Source organism: Kitasatospora sp. NPDC086791 (assembly GCF_040685975.1).
Lineage (GTDB): Bacteria > Actinomycetota > Actinomycetes > Streptomycetales > Streptomycetaceae > Kitasatospora.
On sequence record NZ_JBFBOC010000010.1, the window covers coordinates 69,995 to 87,347 of the forward strand.

General features: G+C 73.0%; 18 protein-coding genes. 9 read left to right on the top strand and 9 right to left on the bottom strand.

Annotation, left to right across the window (positions count from 1 at the left end; translation table 11 throughout):
- Window positions 1-36 precede the first annotated feature (36 nt).
- From AB0Q99_RS16400 to AB0Q99_RS16420, 5 genes are all read right to left on the bottom strand, one after another.
- Entirely contained in the window at window positions 37-456 is a 420-nt protein-coding gene (locus AB0Q99_RS16400; protein WP_363572225.1) for a hypothetical protein, read from the bottom strand.
- A 251-nt stretch (window positions 457-707) separates the two neighbouring features.
- Window positions 708-1,730, bottom strand: coding sequence for a glutamine synthetase (glnII, locus tag AB0Q99_RS16405; RefSeq protein ID WP_363572227.1), 1,023 nt, complete (start codon window positions 1,728-1,730; stop codon window positions 708-710).
- Between the two features lie 260 nt (window positions 1,731-1,990).
- Entirely contained in the window at window positions 1,991-3,097 is a 1,107-nt protein-coding gene (locus tag AB0Q99_RS16410; RefSeq protein ID WP_363572229.1) for an SCO1860 family LAETG-anchored protein, read from the bottom strand.
- A 92-nt stretch (window positions 3,098-3,189) separates the two neighbouring features.
- The gene (locus tag AB0Q99_RS16415) at window positions 3,190-3,867 is read right to left on the bottom strand and encodes a uracil-DNA glycosylase (RefSeq protein WP_363572231.1); all 678 of its coding nucleotides are present in this window, start codon (window positions 3,865-3,867) and stop codon (window positions 3,190-3,192) included.
- Between the two features lie 159 nt (window positions 3,868-4,026).
- Window positions 4,027-5,118 carry an amidohydrolase family protein gene (locus AB0Q99_RS16420; protein WP_363572233.1) on the bottom strand — a complete coding sequence of 364 codons (1,092 nt, stop codon included), beginning with the start codon at window positions 5,116-5,118 and terminating at the stop codon, window positions 4,027-4,029.
- Window positions 5,119-5,224: 106 nt separating this feature from the next.
- Between AB0Q99_RS16420 and AB0Q99_RS16425 the strand changes: the two genes are divergently transcribed.
- Window positions 5,225-6,304 (top strand): aminotransferase class V-fold PLP-dependent enzyme, encoded by a 1,080-nt coding sequence (locus AB0Q99_RS16425; RefSeq protein ID WP_363572235.1) that lies wholly within the window; start codon window positions 5,225-5,227, stop codon window positions 6,302-6,304.
- A 113-nt stretch (window positions 6,305-6,417) separates the two neighbouring features.
- Here the strand turns inward: AB0Q99_RS16425 and AB0Q99_RS16430 are convergent, their stop codons facing one another.
- The 3 genes from AB0Q99_RS16430 to AB0Q99_RS16440 are packed head-to-tail and all read right to left on the bottom strand — an operon-like array spanning window position 6,418 to window position 8,582.
- Window positions 6,418-8,061, bottom strand: coding sequence for an APC family permease (locus tag AB0Q99_RS16430; RefSeq protein WP_363572237.1), 1,644 nt, complete (start codon window positions 8,059-8,061; stop codon window positions 6,418-6,420).
- An 18-nt stretch (window positions 8,062-8,079) separates the two neighbouring features.
- Window positions 8,080-8,415 (bottom strand): DUF6087 family protein, encoded by a 336-nt coding sequence (locus AB0Q99_RS16435; RefSeq protein WP_363572239.1) that lies wholly within the window; start codon window positions 8,413-8,415, stop codon window positions 8,080-8,082.
- The gene (locus AB0Q99_RS16440; protein ID WP_363572241.1) at window positions 8,361-8,582 is read right to left on the bottom strand and encodes a DUF6087 family protein; all 222 of its coding nucleotides are present in this window, start codon (window positions 8,580-8,582) and stop codon (window positions 8,361-8,363) included. The genes AB0Q99_RS16435 and AB0Q99_RS16440 overlap by 55 nt, the downstream gene beginning before the upstream one ends.
- Before the next feature lie 176 nt (window positions 8,583-8,758).
- Here AB0Q99_RS16440 and AB0Q99_RS16445 point away from each other — a divergent pair, with 176 nt between their 5' ends.
- A complete protein-coding gene (locus AB0Q99_RS16445) occupies window positions 8,759-10,339 on the top strand; it encodes a TauD/TfdA family dioxygenase (RefSeq protein ID WP_363572243.1) in 1,581 nt (526 codons plus the stop codon).
- 32 nt (window positions 10,340-10,371) lie between these two features.
- On the opposite strand, the gene AB0Q99_RS16450 is transcribed toward AB0Q99_RS16445, so the two are convergent.
- The gene (locus AB0Q99_RS16450; RefSeq protein ID WP_363572245.1) at window positions 10,372-11,160 is read right to left on the bottom strand and encodes a GntR family transcriptional regulator; all 789 of its coding nucleotides are present in this window, start codon (window positions 11,158-11,160) and stop codon (window positions 10,372-10,374) included.
- 333 nt (window positions 11,161-11,493) lie between these two features.
- Here AB0Q99_RS16450 and AB0Q99_RS16455 point away from each other — a divergent pair, with 333 nt between their 5' ends.
- From AB0Q99_RS16455 to AB0Q99_RS16485, 7 genes are all read left to right on the top strand, one after another.
- On the top strand, window positions 11,494-12,657 hold the full coding sequence (locus AB0Q99_RS16455; protein WP_363572246.1) for an extracellular solute-binding protein: 1,164 nt from the start codon (window positions 11,494-11,496) through the stop codon (window positions 12,655-12,657).
- Window positions 12,658-12,663: 6 nt separating this feature from the next.
- On the top strand, window positions 12,664-13,638 hold the full coding sequence (locus tag AB0Q99_RS16460; protein ID WP_363572248.1) for an ABC transporter permease subunit: 975 nt from the start codon (window positions 12,664-12,666) through the stop codon (window positions 13,636-13,638).
- A 65-nt stretch (window positions 13,639-13,703) separates the two neighbouring features.
- Complete coding sequence (locus AB0Q99_RS16465; protein WP_363572485.1) at window positions 13,704-14,447, top strand: ABC transporter permease subunit; 744 nt, start codon at window positions 13,704-13,706, stop codon at window positions 14,445-14,447.
- A gap of 54 nt (window positions 14,448-14,501) precedes the next feature.
- A complete protein-coding gene (locus AB0Q99_RS16470; RefSeq protein ID WP_363572250.1) occupies window positions 14,502-15,587 on the top strand; it encodes an ABC transporter ATP-binding protein in 1,086 nt (361 codons plus the stop codon).
- A 51-nt stretch (window positions 15,588-15,638) separates the two neighbouring features.
- On the top strand, window positions 15,639-16,361 hold the full coding sequence (locus AB0Q99_RS16475; protein WP_363572252.1) for an HAD family phosphatase: 723 nt from the start codon (window positions 15,639-15,641) through the stop codon (window positions 16,359-16,361).
- A gap of 7 nt (window positions 16,362-16,368) precedes the next feature.
- Window positions 16,369-16,689, top strand: coding sequence for a multidrug efflux SMR transporter (locus AB0Q99_RS16480; protein ID WP_363572254.1), 321 nt, complete (start codon window positions 16,369-16,371; stop codon window positions 16,687-16,689).
- Between the two features lie 113 nt (window positions 16,690-16,802).
- On the top strand, window positions 16,803-17,294 hold the full coding sequence (locus AB0Q99_RS16485; RefSeq protein ID WP_363572256.1) for a hypothetical protein: 492 nt from the start codon (window positions 16,803-16,805) through the stop codon (window positions 17,292-17,294).
- Window positions 17,295-17,353 lie beyond the last annotated feature (59 nt).

The window sequence follows — 17,353 nt, forward strand, 5'->3', positions numbered from 1 at the left end:
GGCCGTGGGCCGACTCTCCGGGCCTCCCCACAGCGATCAACCGGCGTACCAGCCGCCCCAGTTCCCGTTCTGGTCACAGGTCCGGGACCACAGCCTGCCGTCGCTGCCGCGCGCCGTGATGGTGAAGGCGCCGCCCTGGGTCTGGCGGGTGATCTCGACCTTGCTCGACATGGAGCCGCCCATGCGGGTCCAGGAGCTCAGCTTGCCGGAGTCGCCGATCGTCCAGCGCGTCCACACGGCGTGGTCGGTGCCGATCACGAAGATCTCGCTGGTGCCGTTCCGGAAGAAGTAGGTCCCGCCGTCACCGTAGTCACCACCGCACAGGAAGATGCCGCCGAACTGCTTGTTGCTGCAGTGCGGCGTCGTGTCGATGTCACCCGCCGACGCGGGGGCCGCGGCCAGCCCGACGCCGACGATGGCGGCGGCGGCCGCGACGGCGGCCTTGATCTTGTTCATACCTGCTCCTGATGGCACGGATCGGGTGCGTCGACCGCGCGGGGCACCGGGGCGGCGCCCCACCCGGCAGACCCTCACCCGTAGCAACGGCCCCCTCGGCCACCCGAGTTCACCGATCCGTCGATCCTCCGGTCCACCGGTCCACCGGTCCAGCGCCCGAACGCCGCCCGGACACCCGAAAGCCCGCAGGCCCCTTCCCGGTGCGGGAAGGGGCCTGCGGGCGTTGCACACACCTCGGAGGGAGCGGCGGATCAGACCTGGCCGGCCTTCTCCAGGGCCTCGCAGCAGGTGTTGATCAGCAGGCGGGTGACGACGTAGGGGTCGACGTTGGCGTTCGGGCGACGGTCCTCGATGTAGCCCTTCTGCTCCACCTCGACCTGCCACGGGATGCGCACGGAGGCACCGCGGTTGGAGACGCCGTAGCTGTAGACGTTCCACGGGGCGGTCTCGTGCTTGCCGGTCAGGCGGGACTGGATGTCGTCACCGTACTGGCTGACGTGCTCCAGCACCTTCTCCTGCGAGGCACCGAGCGACTCGCAGGCGGTGATGATGGCCTCGTAGCCCTCGCGCATCGCCTTGGTGGAGAAGTTGGTGTGGGCACCCGCGCCGTTCCAGTCGCCCCGGGCCGGCTTGGCGTCCAGGGTGGCGTCGATGCCGAACTCCTCGGCGGTGCGGTAGAGCAGGTAGCGGGCGATCCACAGGTCGTCCGAGACGGTCAGCGCGTCGACCGGGCCGATCTGGAACTCCCACTGGCCGGGCATGACCTCGGCGTTGATGCCACAGATCGCCAGGCCGGCGTCGATGCAGCGGTCCAGGTGCAGCTCGACGATCTCGCGGCCGAAGACCTCCTCGGCGCCGACACCGCAGTAGTAGCCGCCCTGCGGGGCCGGGAAGCCACCCTCCGGGAAGCCGAGCGGGCGGGAGCCCTTGAAGAAGGTGTACTCCTGCTCGATGCCGAAGATCGACTCCTGAGCGGCGTACTGCTCGGCGACCTCGCGCAGCAGGGCGCGGGTGTTCGACTCGTGCGGGGTGCCGTTCGTCTCCAGGACCTCGCAGAGGACCAGGATGTTGTCGCCACCACGGATCGGGTCCGGCACGACCTTCACCGGCTCCAGCACGCGGTCCGAGGCGTGGCCCTCGGCCTGGTTGGTCGAGGAACCGTCGAAGCCCCAGGTGGGGATCTTGTCGGCGTTCGGCAGGACGCGAGTCTTGGAACGGAGCTTCGCGGTCGGCTTGGTGCCGTCGATCCAGATGTACTCGGCCTTGATTGCCACGGCTTGTCCCTCGCATTGCTGGGTGGTGAGTGCCCGCGTAGCGTCGCAAGCCGCCGTTTCCCGGTTGTTCCTCTCATGTAACGCGCATGTGAACCAACCGTCCGCACTGGCACGGTCACGGTGCGGGAGTGCCGGGGGTGGCACTCCCGCGACCCGTGGTGCCTGCGGGGCGCCGGCCCCTCGGCGCCGACAGGGGGCACGGCCCCTCGGGACCGGCAGGGGGCGCACCCCCCTCAGCGCCGACGGGCGGGCGCGGCGCCTCAGTGCCGGCGGGCGTGCGCGGCCCGGCGGCGCCGGGTGGCCCAGAGCGCGGCCGCCCCGCTCGCGACGAGCGCGGCGGCGCCGGCGGCCAGCGGTCCGGTGGCGCTGCTGCCGCCGGTGGTGGCCAGCTTCTCCGGCTGCGCGGTCCGCTCCGTCCCGGCCTGCGGGGCCGCGGCGCGCGAGGTGGTGGTGTCGGCCACCGGCTGGGCGGCGGGCGCGCTGCCCGGAGCGTCCGTCGCCGTCGGGGCCGCCGGGGTGGTCGGAGCGCTCGGGGCGGAGGACGGCCCGCTGGGCTTCTCGCAGCCCACCGAGGCGACGGTGACCTTCCCGGTGACCTTGGCGACGTTCAGGTTCAGCGGGTTCACCTCCACCTGCACCTCCAGCGCGGAGGCGGCGGCGGTGGTCGTGGTGACGGTCTTCTTGGAGAACTCCACCGACACGCTGCCGACCAGCGGCACGTCCACCTTCGTCGGCCCGTACAGACCGACGGTGACGGGCTTGCCGAGCACGGTCAGCTTCGCGGGCGCGACCACGTCCGCGGTGGGCTGCCCGTCCACCGGACAGGTCGCCTCGGCGCTCATCGCCTCCAGGCCGAGCAACGCGGTGGCGGGCAGGCCGGGGGCGTGCACGTCGGCGTTGACCAGCTTGACGGAGGCACTGGCGCCCTTGGCGTCGACGCGGGTGACGGACGTGCCGACGTCCGCCTTGACCAGGGTGACCGGCCCCTGCTGGTCGACGCCGTCGACCTTGGCGGTGAGCACGGAACCTCCCCTGGCCTCCGGCTGGGCGGACCCCCACCGCTGCCCGGACGACTCCACCCGGTTCAGCGCGATGTTCACCGGGATGTCCACCGCGTTGTTCAACAGCTTGACGTCCAGGGCGAGTTCGGCGGCGACGGCGCGCGCCTTGCCCGGGTTGGGCGAGCCCGTCGGAGCGCCCGGAGCACCCGGAGCGGCCTGAACGGGCCCGGCGGTGAGCGCGGTGCTCACCAGTGCGACGGCGGTCGCGGAAACGATTCGGCGAGAGGAACGACGAGTGAATCGACGAGAGGACAAGGCGATACCCCCACTCAGATGAAACGATGAGCCGCCAGTCTTCTCGAACAATCCGTCACATGAGCAACACGGAACGTCATTTCACCCGTTGGAGTGAGATTGACGTTCCGCGCTGACCTGAACCTGCTAAGGCCGTCGGAGCCCTACGGGAGCCGCCAGTCCACCGGCTGCGCCCCCTGCCGCACCAGCAGCTCGTTCGCCCGGCTGAACGGCCGGGAGCCGAAGAAGCCCCCGCTCGCCGAGTACGGGCTCGGGTGCGCCGACTCGATCGCCGGGACGTCCCCGAGCAACGGCCGCAGGTTACGGGCGTCGCGGCCCCAGAGGACCGCCACCAGCGGCCCGCCGCGCGCCACCAGCGCCCGGATCGCCTGCTCGGTGACCTCCTCCCAGCCCTTGCCCCGGTGCGCGGCGGGCTTGCGCGGCGCGGTGGTGAGCGCGCGGTTGAGCAGCAGCACGCCCTGCCGCGTCCACGGGGTGAGGTCCCCGTTGGACGGCTGCGGCAGGCCGAGGTCGGTGCCGTACTCCTGGAAGATGTTGATCAGGCTCGCCGGGATCGGCCGCACCTCCGGCGCCACCGAGAAGCTGAGCCCGACGGCGTGGCCGGGGGTCGGGTACGGGTCCTGCCCGACGATCAGCACCCGCACGTCCGCGAAGGGCTGTTGGAAGGCCCGCAGCACGTTCGGCCCGGAGGGCAGGTAGGTACGGCCTGCGGCCAGTTCGGTGCGCAGGAAGTCGCCCATCGCGGCGACCCGTCCGGCGACGGGTTCCAGGGCGGTGGCCCAGCCGGGCTCGACGATCTCATTCAGTGGACGCGGTGCCATGGTCGCCACCCTATCGGCCTACACCGACAGGGCGTTCAGCGGATGATCATGCGCCCGAGGACCTGCCGCCGACCCTCCCGGCCACCCACCGGAGCGACCGCCGCCGGCTCTCCCGACAGCCCTCCCGACCCCCACCGGAGCGACCGCCCGGCCGCCCGATCAGCCGACCGGCCGCCCCCGCAGCACCACCAGCCGCGGGTCCGCGAGCACCCGCACGTCCGCCCGCGGGTCCTCCGCGTAGACCACGAAGTCCGCCGACGCGCCCTCCTCCAGGCCCGGCCGCCCCAGCCACCGCCGCGCGCCCCAGCTCGCCGCCGACAGCGCCTCGGCCGGGCTCAGCCCGGCCCGCACCAGCTCCGCCACCTCCTCCGCGACCAGCCCGTGCGCGAGCGAGCCGCCCGCGTCCGTGCCGACGAACACCGGGATGCCCGCGTCGTGCGCGGCGCCCACGGTGTCGTACCGGCGCTCGTGCAGCCGCCGCATGTGCGCCGCCCAGGCCGGGAACTTGGCCTCGCCGCCGGCCGCGAGGCCCGGGAAGGTCGCGATGTTGACCAGGGTCGGCACGATGGCCACCCCGCGCTCGGCGAAGACCGGGATCAGCTCCTCGGTCAGCCCGGTGGCGTGCTCGACGCAGTCGATCCCGGCCGCCAGCAGGTCCGGCAGCGACTCGGCCGCGAAGCAGTGCGCGGTGACCCGCGCGCCCTCCTCGTGCGCCGCCGCGATCGCCTCGGCCAGCGCGTCGCCCGGCCAGCAGGCGGCGAGGTCGCCGCTGTCGCGGTCGATCCAGTCGCCGACCAGCTTCACCCAGCCGTCCCCGCGCCGGGCCTCGGCCCGCACGTACGCGGCCAGGTCGCCCGGCTCGATCTCGTGCGCGTAGTTGCGGATGTAGCGGCGGGTGCGGGCGATGTGCCGGCCGGCCCGGATGATCCGGGGCAGGTCCTCGCGCTCGTCGATCCACCGGGTGTCGGCGGCCGAACCGGCGTCGCGGATCAGCAGCGTGCCGGCGTCGCGGTCGGTGAGCGCCTGCTTCTCGCTGGTCTCCGCGTCCACCGCGCCGTGCGCGTCCAGGCCGACGTGGCAGTGCGCGTCCACCAGGCCGGGCAGCACCCAGCCGGTCACGGTGCGGACGTCCCCGGCCGACGGCGGGCGGGTGAAGCTCACCCGGCCGTCCACCACCCAGAGTTCGTCCCGGACGTCCTCCGGGCCGACCAGTACCCGACCCCGCACGTGCAGCACCGCGCCATCGCTCATGGCCGCACTCTACCGACGGGCGGGTTCCGGGTGGGCGGCGCCGATGCGGCAGACTCGTTCCGGCACCGACCACCCCAGCGTCCCCGCAGCGAGAGGCCATCCCGACGTGAGTCCCTTCCTCGACCTCCCCCCGCTCAGCGCCGCCGAGTTCGCGGCGATCGAGGACCGGGTGGCCGCACTGCTGCACACCGGGGCCGACGTGATCGTCACCCAGGGCGAGGCCCTGCTCCCGTTGGAGGCCGCGATCCGCGGCGCCGCCCACCCCGGCTCGACCGCGCTCAACATCGTCACCGGCCCGTACGGGCAGACCTTCGGCAACTGGCTGCGCTCCTGCGGCGCGACCGTCGTCGACCTCGCCGTTCCCTTCGACGGCGCGGTGAGCGCGCGGCAGGTAGCCGACGCCCTCGACGCCGACCCCGCGATCGACTTCGTCTCGCTCGTCCACGCCGAAGCCGCCACCGGCAACACCAACCCGGTCGCCGAGATCGCCGCCGTGGTCCGCGAGCACGGCGCCCTGCTGATGCTCGACGCGGTCGCCTCCGTCGCCGCCGAACCGCTGCTGACCGACGAGTGGGGCATCGACCTGTGCGTCATCGGCGGCCAGAAGGCGATGGGCGGCCCGGCCGGGGTCTCCGCCGTCTCGGTCTCCGAGCGCGCCTGGGAGCGGATCGCCGCCAACCCGGCCGCCCCGCGCCGCTCCTACCTGTCGCTGCTCGACTGGAAGGAGCGCTGGACCGACGCCGGCCGCAGCGTACTTCCGCACGCCCCGGCCCAGTTGGAGATGCTCGCGCTCGGTGCCTGCCTGGACCGGATCGCCGCCGACGGCCTGCCCGCCGTCATCGCCCGCCACCGCGCCGCCGCGGCCGCCACCAGGGCCGGCGTCCGTGCGCTCGGCACCCTGACCCCCTTCGTCGCCGAGGACGCCCACGCGGCCCCGGTCGCCACCACCCTGCGCACCCCGGACGGCGTCGACGCCGCCGCCCTCGCCGCCCGCCTCGACCCGGCCCTGCCCGTCCAGCCGGGCGGCGGCGCGCTGGCCGCCACCATGCTCCGGGTCAACCACTACGGCCCGGCGGCCGCGCTGGGCACCGTCCGCGCCTGCCTCGCCGGCCTCGCGACGGCCACCGGCGTCGACGCCGGGCCGGCCCTGGCCGCCGCCGAGGCCGCCTGGCACGCGAGCGTGTAGAGCGTGTAGAGCGTGCGGGACGCACGGAGCGGCCCCCGGGAACCCTTCCCGGGGGCCGCTGCCGTCCGTGCCCGTCCGTGTTCGTCCGTGCCCGTCCGTGTTCGTCCGTGCCCTCAGTGCCCGCCCGTGTCCACCACCTCGACGCCGCGGATGTTCCGCTCGATCTCCTCCGCCGGCAGCGCGACCGCCAGCGCCCAGTAGTAGATGACCACCGAGAACACCGACACGACGGCGATGTCCCACCACAGCGGCAGGTTGCCCTTCGCGCCCGCGCCGAAGGTGCCCTGCCAGGAGGTGAGCCCCATCCCGACCAGGTAGACCGGCAGCCACTGCCCCGCCTTGAAGTCCATCCGCGGGGCGTTCGGGACGCCCTTCGAGACGGCGTACGCGGAGTAGCCGCCGAGCAGCACGTACCCGATCACGATCGCCAGGCCCAGGCGCCAGAGGGTGTCCCAGCCGGACCAGTAGATGACCAGGCTCGCCACCACGAAGGCCAGCGGGGAGATGATCGTGCCGGCGGGCAGGTGGTAGGAGCGCTCCATTCCCGGCAGCCGCTTGCGCAGCACACCGAAGGCCAACGGGGCGCCGGCGTACATCAGCACCACGGCCGACGTGATGAAGCCGACCAGCCGCTGCCAGCTCGGGAAGGGCAGGAAGCAGATCACCCCGGCGACCCACGCGATGATCAGGCCGAGCCAGGGCACCGAGCGCTTGTCGGTGAACTGCAGGGCCTGCGGCGCGTAGCCGTTGCGGCTCAGGCCGTACGTCACCCGCGAGCTGGAGGTCATGTAGACCAGGCCGGTGCCGGCCGGCGAGATGATCGCGTCGATGAAGAGGATGGTGGCCAGCCAGCCCAGGCCGATCAGGGTGGCGAGGCCCGCGAACGGCCCGCTGATGCCGGGGTAGGTGAGCGTGCCCCAGCCACCGGCGAAGGTCTCCGGCGGGAGGGCGCCGATGAACACCACCTGGAGCAGGACGTAGATGACCGTGCCGATCACCACCGACCCCAGGACGGCCCGGGGGATGTCCCGGCGGGGGTTGCGGCTCTCGCCGGCCCACTGGATGGCCTGCTCGAAGCCGAGCAGCGCGAAGATCACCCCGCTGGTGCTGATCGCGGCGAGCACGCCCTTGGCGCCGTCCGGCGCGAAGCCGTGGACGCTGAAGTTGGAGCTGTGGAACTCGGTGAGCCCGAGCGCGAAGATGGTCAGGATCGGCACGGCGACCTTCCACACGGTCGCCACGCTGTTGGTGTGCGCGAGGAGCCTGACGCCGAGGAAGTTGATCGCGACGAAGACACCCATCAGCGCGGCCGCGACCACGAACCCGGCGCCGGTGAGCGTCAGGTTCTTGTTCAGCAGGCCGTCGGCCCAGGACCAGTGCTGGGCGTAGTTGATCATCGCCTGCACCTCGATCGGCGCGATGGTCGCCGCCTGCAGCCAGGTGAACCAGCCGAAGGACATCCCCGCGAACCCGCCGAAGGCGTAGTGCGGATACCGCGCCGTCCCGCCCGCCACCGGGAACAGCCCGCCCAGCTCGGCGTGCACCAGCGCCAGCAGGATGATCGCCACCGCGCCGACCCCCCACGACACCAACGCCGCGGGCCCCGCCGCCACCGCCGCCTTCTGCGCGCCGAACAGCCAGCCGGAGCCGATGATGGCGCCGACGGAGGCCCACAGCAGCCCGGCGACCCCGACCTCCCGCTTGAGCCCGGTATGCCCCGAGGCAACCGGACCCGTGTTCGTATCGGAATGAGCCATGCCCGGCCGCCTCTCACATCAGGGAAAATCCACCCCGACAGTGCCGCAGCCCCAGCGCCTCCCCCACCCCGAAACGCGCTGCACCCCGCCCCCGTCAGCCAGACGGACGAAGCCCCCCGCCGCTGCCGCCCCCTCCCCTCCCGCACCGACGCCGGACCGCGGTCCGGCCCCGAGCGGCTCGACGCGGGACCGTCGGCCGTTCGGAGGAAACGGCCGCCGATGCCGGCCGCTCCCCTTGCGCAGCAACGCCACCGGAGTGTCGTCCTGCGGCTCGATCAGCCCGCCGTCCCGCCGCATGATCAGCGGGTACGCCTCCGAGTAGTCGGCCGCGATTCCGACCGGCTGCCAGACCATCCCGTCCCACTCCACCACCAGCCGGGGAAGGCCGTGGACGGATGCCGCCCATGCCGCTCCTCGGGCACGAGCACGAGCACGATCGCGTCCCGCGTCCCCTCCGGCCGGTCCCGACCAGCCCGAGCCGCGTACCACTCCGCGAGCGACTCGTCGTCGGGAAAGCCCATGCTTCGCCCCCCTGCTCGGCTTCGCCCCGAACGGTGGCCCGCTGCCCCATCGCGGTTGTTCCCGCAGCGTTCACCTGCCGGGCACCCGGAACTCACCGCCGACAGGCAGGCTCCAACAACGGGCAAAGTTGGCTATACAACTTCGCCCCGAAACGCCGCCGAGGAGGAGACCACCCATGACCGAGCTGCCGCCGTACTGGCTGCGCGACAACTGCCCGTGCGCCGAGTGCCGGGATCCGCGGAACGGGCAGAAGCTGTTCCAGGTCGACGACCTGCCGGAGGACCTGACGATCGCGGCGAGCGCCGAGGTCGGCGGGCTGCTGGAGGTGCTCTGGTCGGACGGGCACCGGTCGCGGTACGAGCCGGAGTGGCTGGACGCGGCGGACGAGGGCGACGGGCGCACCGAGGCCGGCAAGCGGCTCTGGGTGGCGGCGGACTTCGCCCGCGGGATCCCCGAGGCCGCGTGGGAGGCGTACCTCGCCGACCCCGCCGAGCAGGCCGCGGTGCTCGCCGCCGTCCGCCGCAGCGGGTTCGCGGTGCTGCGCGGGGTGCCGGCGGTGGAGGGGCAGGTGCTGCGGGTGGCGGAGAGCTTCGGCTACGTGCGGGTCACCAACTACGGGGAGCTGTTCGACGTCCGGGTCGAGCCCGATCCCAACAACCTCGCCTTCACCAGCGTCGCGATCGCCCCGCACACCGACAACCCGTACCGCGACCCGGTGCCGACCCTGCAGCTGCTGCACTGCCTGGAGAACTCGGCGACCGGCGGCGACTCCGGGCTGGTGGACGGGTTCAAGGCGGCGGCCCTGCTGCGCGAGGAGGCGCCGGCCGACTTCGCGACGCTGACCCGCACGCCCGTGCCCTTCGCGTTCCGCGACCGCCGCACCGAGCTGCGGGCCGACCGTCCGCTGATCGACGTGGACCCGCTGGGGAGGATCCGCGAGGTGCGGTTCAACAACCGCTCGATCGGGACCCTGCGCGGCGGCCGAGACGACCTGGAAACCTTCTACGCCGCCTACCGCCGGTTCGCCGCGATCACCCTGCGCCCCGAGCTGCGGCTCGCCTTCCGGCTCGGCCCCGGCGACTGCCTGGTCTTCGACAACACCCGCCTGCTGCACGCCCGGACGGCCTTCCGGCAGGACGGCCACCGGCACCTCCAGGGCTGCTACGCCGACCTCGACTCGCTGGCGAGCACCCTCGCCGTGCTGCACCGCCGCACCGCCGCCCTGGACGCGATCGCCGGGCTGTTCGCGGGCGAGGGCGCCGGGGAGTACCTGGGCGAGGAGGTGACCATGGCCGAGCACATGCTGCAGGCCGCGGCCGCCGCCGAAGCCGCCGGGGCGCCGGACCACCTGGTCGCCGCCGCCCTGCTGCACGACGTCGGCCACTTCCAAGGGTCCCTGTACGGACGAGATCTGATGCAAGGTCAGGACAACCGGCACAGCGACACCGGCGCGGACTGGCTGGCCCGCTGGTTCGGTCCGGAGGTCACCGAGCCGGTCCGGCTGCACGTCGCCGCCAAGCGCTACCTGTGCGCGGCCGAGCCCGGGTACCGCGAGCGGCTCTCCGCCGCCTCCGCGTACACGCTGACCGTGCAGGGCGGCCCGATGGGCGAGATCGAGGCCGCCGCCTTCGCCGAACTCCCGGGCGCGACGGACGCGGTGGCGGTGCGGCGCTGGGACGAGCAGGCGAAGGTGGCCGGCGCGCCGACCCCCGGCTTCGACCACTACCGCCCGCTGCTCGTCTCGCTCATGCGCTGACGCACGGACGCACCGGCACGCGCGGGAGGGACTCAGTCCAGCTCCCGCGCGTGCCGCGAAAGCGCCGAGGTGGCCAGCGAGTTGTGCACGCTGAAGGCCACCGTCCCCGGCAGGTAGCGGTCCTGGGACCACTCCACCGGGGTGCCGGTCGGGTCGGTGGTGCGCCGCCGCTCGCGCAGCAGCGGGCCGCCCCGGCGGCAGCCGAGCAGCCGGGCGTCCTCCGCGTTGGCGGCGACGATGTCGATGGTGTGGTCGGCATCGGTGAACAGGATGCCGTGCTCGCGCAGCACCTCGGTGTGCGAGACCACGTCCGTCGGCAGTTCGGCGACGATCTCGCCGACCCGCGGCGGGTAGACGGTGCGCTCGACCATCACCGGCGTGCCGGACAGCGTCCGCAGCCGGACCGTCACGTACACCTCGGCGCCCGGCTCCAGGCGCAGCTGCTCGCGCTCGGCGGCGTCGGCCGGGCGGCGCACCAGCGAGTCCAGGATGCCGCCGGGCTCCTCGCCCATCGAGTACGCCCAGTGCGTGAAGCTGAGCAGTTCGGAGAAGCTCTGCACCCGGGCGCCGCCGAGCACGACCCGGCGGGTGCCGCGACGGGAGGTGACCAGGCCGTCGGAGCGCAGCACCGCGAGCGCCTGGCGGACGGTGCCGCGGGAGACGCCGTACTGCTCGGCCAGCGCGCCCTCGGCGGGCAGCCGGCCCGCCTCGCCGTACGCGCCGGTGGTGATGGCCTCGCGGAGGTCGGCGGCCACCTTCCGGTACAGCGCGCCGGGGGCGCGCTCCTCGGTGGCGGCGGGGCGCTGGGGCTCGGTTGCCACGTCAGTCAATGTCCCTCCTGGGGCGGTGTCCTGCGCCGCGGTACCGGTGCGGACTGCCCGACCTTATCCCGCTGCGCCTTCGAAGCATCGCACCGACCGGATCACGCTCCGATGGCCGGATTCCACCGTTCCCGCAGCCGACCCCGGTTCTGAGCCGTCCGTTCACCTTCCCGTCACCGGACTCCGGCGTACTTACCTCCGTCAGCGAAGTTGGCTAGTCAACTCGGACGGTTCCGAACAGCACCGAAGCGTGGACGACTCCGGACCGCCACTCGCCAGATCCCCCGATCGAGACGCCTCACTCGCAGTTCCCCCTTCTCAGGAGACTGACCCGTGTCCGTGCACCGCGCCCGTACCGCCGCCTTCGCGGCCGTCCTGACCGCCGCCGCGCTCTCCCTCACCGCCTGCGGTTCCGCCGGCTCCTCCGCGAAGTCCGGCGACGCCGCGGGCGGCAAGAACGCCAAGACCGCCACCTCGGTCGCCGACTTCGGCGGCATGGACGGCCTGGTCGCCGCCGCCAAGAAGGAGGGCAAGCTGCACGTCATCACGCTGCCGCGCGACTGGGCGAACTACGGCAAGCTGATGGACGACTTCAAGGCCAAGTACGGCATCGAGATCGAGGACGAGAACCCGGACGGCTCCAGCCAGGACGAGATCAACGCGGTCACCTCCCGCAAGGGCCAGGACCGCGCCCCCGACGTCGTCGACCTCGGCTCCGCCTTCGCGCTGAGCGCCGCCAAGCAGGGCCTGCTGGCCCCGTACAAGGTGGCCGACTTCGACAAGATCCCGGCCACCATGAAGGACGCCGACGGTCTGCGCTACAACGACTACGGCGGCTACATGTCGATCGGCTGCGACGCCAAGAAGGTGTCCGTCTGCCCGAAGACCTTCGCCGACCTGCTGAAGCCCGACTACAAGGGCATGGTCGCCCTCAACGGCAACCCGACCAAGGCCGGTGCCGCCTTCGGCGCCGTGTACGCGGCCGCGCTCGCCAACGGCGGCTCGCTGGACAACATCCAGCCCGGCATCGACTTCTTCGGCAAGGTCAAGCAGGCCGGCAACTTCAACCCGGTCGAGGTCACCCCGGCGACCATCGAGAAGGGCGAGACCCCGATCAGCATCGACTGGTCGTACCTGAACGCCGGCTACGCCGACAAGTTCAAGGACAAGGGCATCGACTGGCAGGTCGCCATCCCCTCGGACGGCTCCTACGCCCAGTACTACAACCAGGCCATCAACAAGGACGCCCCGCACCCGGCGGCCGCCCGCCTGTGGGAGGAGTACCTCTACAGCGCCCAGGGCCAGAACGGCTTCCTCGGCGGCTACGCCACCCCGGCGCTGTTCGACGCCATGAAGACCGCCGGCACGCTGGACGCGGCCGCCGCCGCCAAGCTCCCGCCGGTCGAGAAGCCCTTCACCACCTTCCCGACCCAGGACCAGACGGACGCGGCCAAGAAGACCGTGACCGAGAACTGGGCCAAGGCGATCGCGGGCTGACCTGAGATGACCACGGCTCCCACCCCGGTGCCGGCCTCCGCCTCCGCCGCCCAGAGCGGCGGGGGCGACCCCGGCCCCGTCTCCCCCACCACGGCCCCGGCCCGCACGGCCGAGGCCCCCCGTCCCGGCAAGCGCCGGGCCGGCGGCCGAGCCTGGCTCGCCGCCCTCCCCCTGCTGCTGTTCTTCGTGATCGGCTTCGGCCTGCCCGCCGTCGCGATCGCCATCGGCGCGTTCACCACCTCGACGGACGCGCCCGACGGCGGCGGCACCTTCACCACCGACAACCTCACCGGCTCCCTCCAGGGCGCCTACTGGACCGCCCTGTGGGGCAGCGTGAAGCTCTCGCTGCTGACCGCGCTGATCGCCACCGTGGTCGGCCTGCCGCTGGCCCAGGCCGTGGCGACCTCCCGGTTCCGGGTCTTCCGCGAGGCCGTGATGTCGGCCTCCGGCGTGCTCGCCAACTTCGGCGGCGTGCCGCTCGCGTTCATGTTCGTCGCGACCCTCGGCAACTCCGGCGAGGTCACCAAGAAGCTCGGTCTGACCCGGCACGGCTGGAGCCTCTACACCTTCTCCGGCCTCTCGGTGGTCTACCTCTACTTCCTGGTCCCGCTGATGGTCATCACCATCACCCCGGCCCTGGAGGGCCTGCGCGTCCAGTGGCGCGAGGCCGCCTCCAACAACGGCGCCACCTCGCTGCAGTACTGGCGGCACGTCGCGCTGCCGGTCCTGCTGCCCTCGCTGCTCGGCGGCTTCGTGCTGCTGTTCGGCGCCTCCTTCGCCGCGTACGCCACGGCCGAGGCCATGGTGGGCAGTTCGGTGCCGCTGATCTCGATGCAGATCGGCGACGCGCTGTCCGGCAACGTCCTGGTCGGCCAGGGCAACCTCGCCCTCGCCCTCGGCCTCGACATGATCGTGGTCGCTTGCCTGGTGATGGCCGTGTACCTGCCCCTTCAGCGCCGGAGTGCCAAGTGGCTCGCCTGATCGATCGCATCCGTTTCGGCCGCGGCCTGGTCCTGCTGCTCTGCGGCGTCTACTTCGCCGTGCCGATGGCCGCCTCGCTGTGGTTCAGCATCGACGACAACAAGGGCGGCACCACCTTCCGCGCCTACACCGAGCTGCTGAACGCCCCCGGCTTCGTCGACAGCCTGGTGCTCAGCCTCGAACTGGCCGGCGTCACCGTCGCGGTGCTGCTGCTCCTGCTCGTCCCGGCGATGCTCGCCGCCCGGCTCGGCGCGCCCCGGCTGCGCCCGGTGATCGAGGTGATGTGCTCGATGCCACTGGTCGTCCCGGTGGTCGCGCTCACCACCGGCATCATCGGCGTGCTGCGCTGGGGCCCGGACTACCTGCGGGACACCCCGCTGTTCCAGACCATCGTGGCGATCCAGAACCCGGACTTCCCGATCGTCCTGATCATCGCCTACGTGCTGATGGCACTGCCCTTCGCCTACCGGGCGCTCGACGCCGGGCTGCGCGGCGTGGACGTCGTCACCCTGGTCGAGGCCGCCCGCAACTGCGGCGCGGGCTGGCTGCGCGCGGTGTTCACCGTCGTCCTGCCGAATCTGCGCAGCGCGCTGCTGAACGCGGCCGTGCTCACCGTCGCCCTGGTGCTCGGCGAGTTCACCACCGCCTCCATCCTCGGCTTCGCCCCCTTCTCGGTGTGGATCAACTCCAACGGCAAGAGCGACGGCCAGATGTCCGTCGCGGTCTCGATGCTCAGCCTGCTGATCGTCTGGCTCGTCCTGCTGCTGATGTCCGCCGTCGGCCGCGGCCGCAAGGCCGCGCGCTCCTGAGCGCACCGCCCGTACGGTCCTGAACCACCCCACGCTTTCCAGGAGTTACCAGCCATGACCACGGCCCCCGCCCCCGTCGCCGGCGTCGCGCTCGCCCCCGGCAGCGCCACCGTCGAGTTCCGCTCGCTGCGCCGCTCGTTCGGCGCCACCACCGCCCTCGACGGCCTGGACCTCACCGTCCACCCGGGCGAACTGCTCGCCCTGCTCGGCCCGTCCGGCTGCGGCAAGACCACCGCGCTGCGCATCCTGGCCGGCTTCGAGCAGCACGACTCCGGCGAGGTCCTGGTCGACGGCCGGGACATCACCGCGATCCCCGCGCACAAGCGCGACGCGGGCATGGTGTTCCAGTCGTACAGCCTCTTCCCGCACCTGACCGCGCTGGACAACGTCGCCTTCGGCCTGCGGATGCGCGGCACCGGCAAGGCCGACCGCCGCAAGCGCGCCCAGGAGCTGCTGGAGCTGGTCGGCCTGCCGCACCGCGCCGAGCACTACCCGCACCAGATGTCCGGCGGCCAGCAGCAGCGCATCGCGCTCGCCCGCGCGCTCGCCCTGCAGCCGCGCGTGCTGCTGCTCGACGAGCCGCTGTCGGCGCTGGACGCCAAGGTCCGGCTGCAGCTGCGCGAGGAGATCCGGCGCCTGCAGCAGGAGTTGGGCATCACCACCCTGTTCGTCACCCACGACCAGGAGGAGGCGCTGTCGATGGCCGACCGGGTCGCCGTGCTGCGCGCGGGCCGGCTGGAGCAGTGCGCCACCCCGTCCGAGCTGTACGGCCGGCCGACCACCGCCTTCGTCGCCGAGTTCGTCGGCACCATGAGCCGCATCCCGTGCACCCGGGCCTCGGACGGCGTCGAGGTGCTCGGCCGCCGCCACGCGGTCGACGGCGAAGTCCCGGCCGACGGCGAGCTGCACGTGCTGGTCCGCCCGGAGAACGTCATCCTGACGCCCGCCGAGAACGGCCCCGCGCTGGTGGTCTCCGCGTCCTTCCTGGGCGCCGTCACCCGGCTCACCGTCCGCCTCGACGACGGCACCGAGGTCAAGGCCGACCTGCCCACCGAGGCCACCGCCGCGCTGCCGGTCGGCTCGCGCGCCGGGCTCACCCTGCCGGAGCGCCCCGTGCTGGTCGACCGCCGCCCGGTCTGAGAGCCTTGCACGTCCTCTGCTCCGATTCTGAGAACCGCCGAAGGTACCGCCATGCCTGAATCCGCACAGCCCGCATCCGCACAGCCCGCATCCGGGGTGACCGACGGGGCCGCCCTGCCCGCCGCCGTCCTCTTCGACATGGACGGCACCCTGGTCGACACCGAGCAGCTGTGGTGGCAGAGCGCCGCCGAGATCGCCGAGGAGCTCAGCCACCCGCTCACCGACCAGGACGCCCCCGAGGTGCTCGGCCAGGCCGTCGAGCACACCGCCGCCCACCTCCACCGGGTCAGCGGCACCAGCCTCAGCGAGGCCGAACTCGCCGCCCGGCTGGGCGAGTCCTTCGCCGGCAAGGTCGCCGCCGACACGGTGCCGCGCCCCGGCGCGCTGGCCCTGCTGGCCGCGCTGCGGGACGCCCGGGTGCCCACCGCGCTGGTCTCCGCCTCCCCGCGCCGGGTGGTCGACCTGGTGCTGTCCGTCATCGGCCGGGACTGGTTCGCCGTCACCATGGCCGCCGAGGACACCGAGCGCACCAAGCCCGCCCCCGACCCGTACCTCGCCGCCGCCGAGCGGCTCGGCCTCGACCCGGCCGCCTGCGTCGCCGTCGAGGACACCCCGACCGGGGTCGCCTCCGCCACCGCGGCCGGCTGCGCCGTGCTCGCCGTGCCGTCCACCGCGACGCCGATGCCGGACGGGGAGCGGATCACGCTGCTCGCCAGCCTGGAGCAGGCCGACCTCGCACTGCTCGGGAAGCTCACCGCCGCTCCGGCGGTTTGATCCCGACATGCCTTACGTCCTGCTCACCCTCGCCATCCTGAGCGAGGTCTGCGCCACCAGCTGCCTGAAACTCACCGAGGGGTTCACCCGCCTCTGGCCCAGCCTCGGGGTCGGCATCGGCTACGCGCTCTCCTTCTACCTGCTCGGCCGCGCGCTCAAGCACATCCCGGTCTCGGTCGCCTACGCGGTCTGGTCGGGGGCCGGCACGGCGGCGGTCGCCGGGATCGGCGTGGTCGCCTTCGGCGAGTCGCTCGGTCGGCTGCAGTGGCTGGGGCTCGCGCTGGTGATCGTCGGCGTGGTCGTGCTCAACCTCAAGGGCAGCCACTGACCGTCACACCCTGATGGTTCGTCAATTCGCGAAACAGCTGCTCGACTCACCCACCGGAGCGGGACGTCGGACTGGCCGACTTCCCGCTCCCGGCCGTTCGCTACGGTGTCCCCATGACGGACCCCCGGCCCCACCACTACCGCTTCGCCCACCGCGAACTCGCCCGCCAGGTACTGGAGTTCGGCCCGCGCGTAGCCACCCCGACCCCGGACGGCGGCAGCCTGCTGCCCGTCGTCACCCAGATCTGGGACGACCTCGGCCGGGCCCTCCCGCCCGAGGACCGCCTGCCCGCCCACGGCCTCGACTGCCGCCACCTGTCGGTCGACGGCCACCACATGCTGCTGGTCACCCTGCCCACCCCGGCCGGCGCGACCGAGGCCCACTTCGTCGCCGCCGTCCACCCCCAGGGCGGCCGGACCGTCCGCTACCTCACCCTGGAACACGCGCTCGACCCCTTCGACGGCACCCCCGGCACCGTCCTCGGCGAGTGGACCCCCGACAACCACCTCAACCACGGCCCGGGCCCCTCCCCCACCGCCGAACTCTTCGTCGCCGCCGTCGTCCGCCTCGTCGCCCCCAAGAAGCGCGGCCCCTGGCGCCGCTGACGCAGCCTGTGGGCGACCGGCCGACCGGGAGTGCCGCGTACGGCACTCCCGCCCGGACG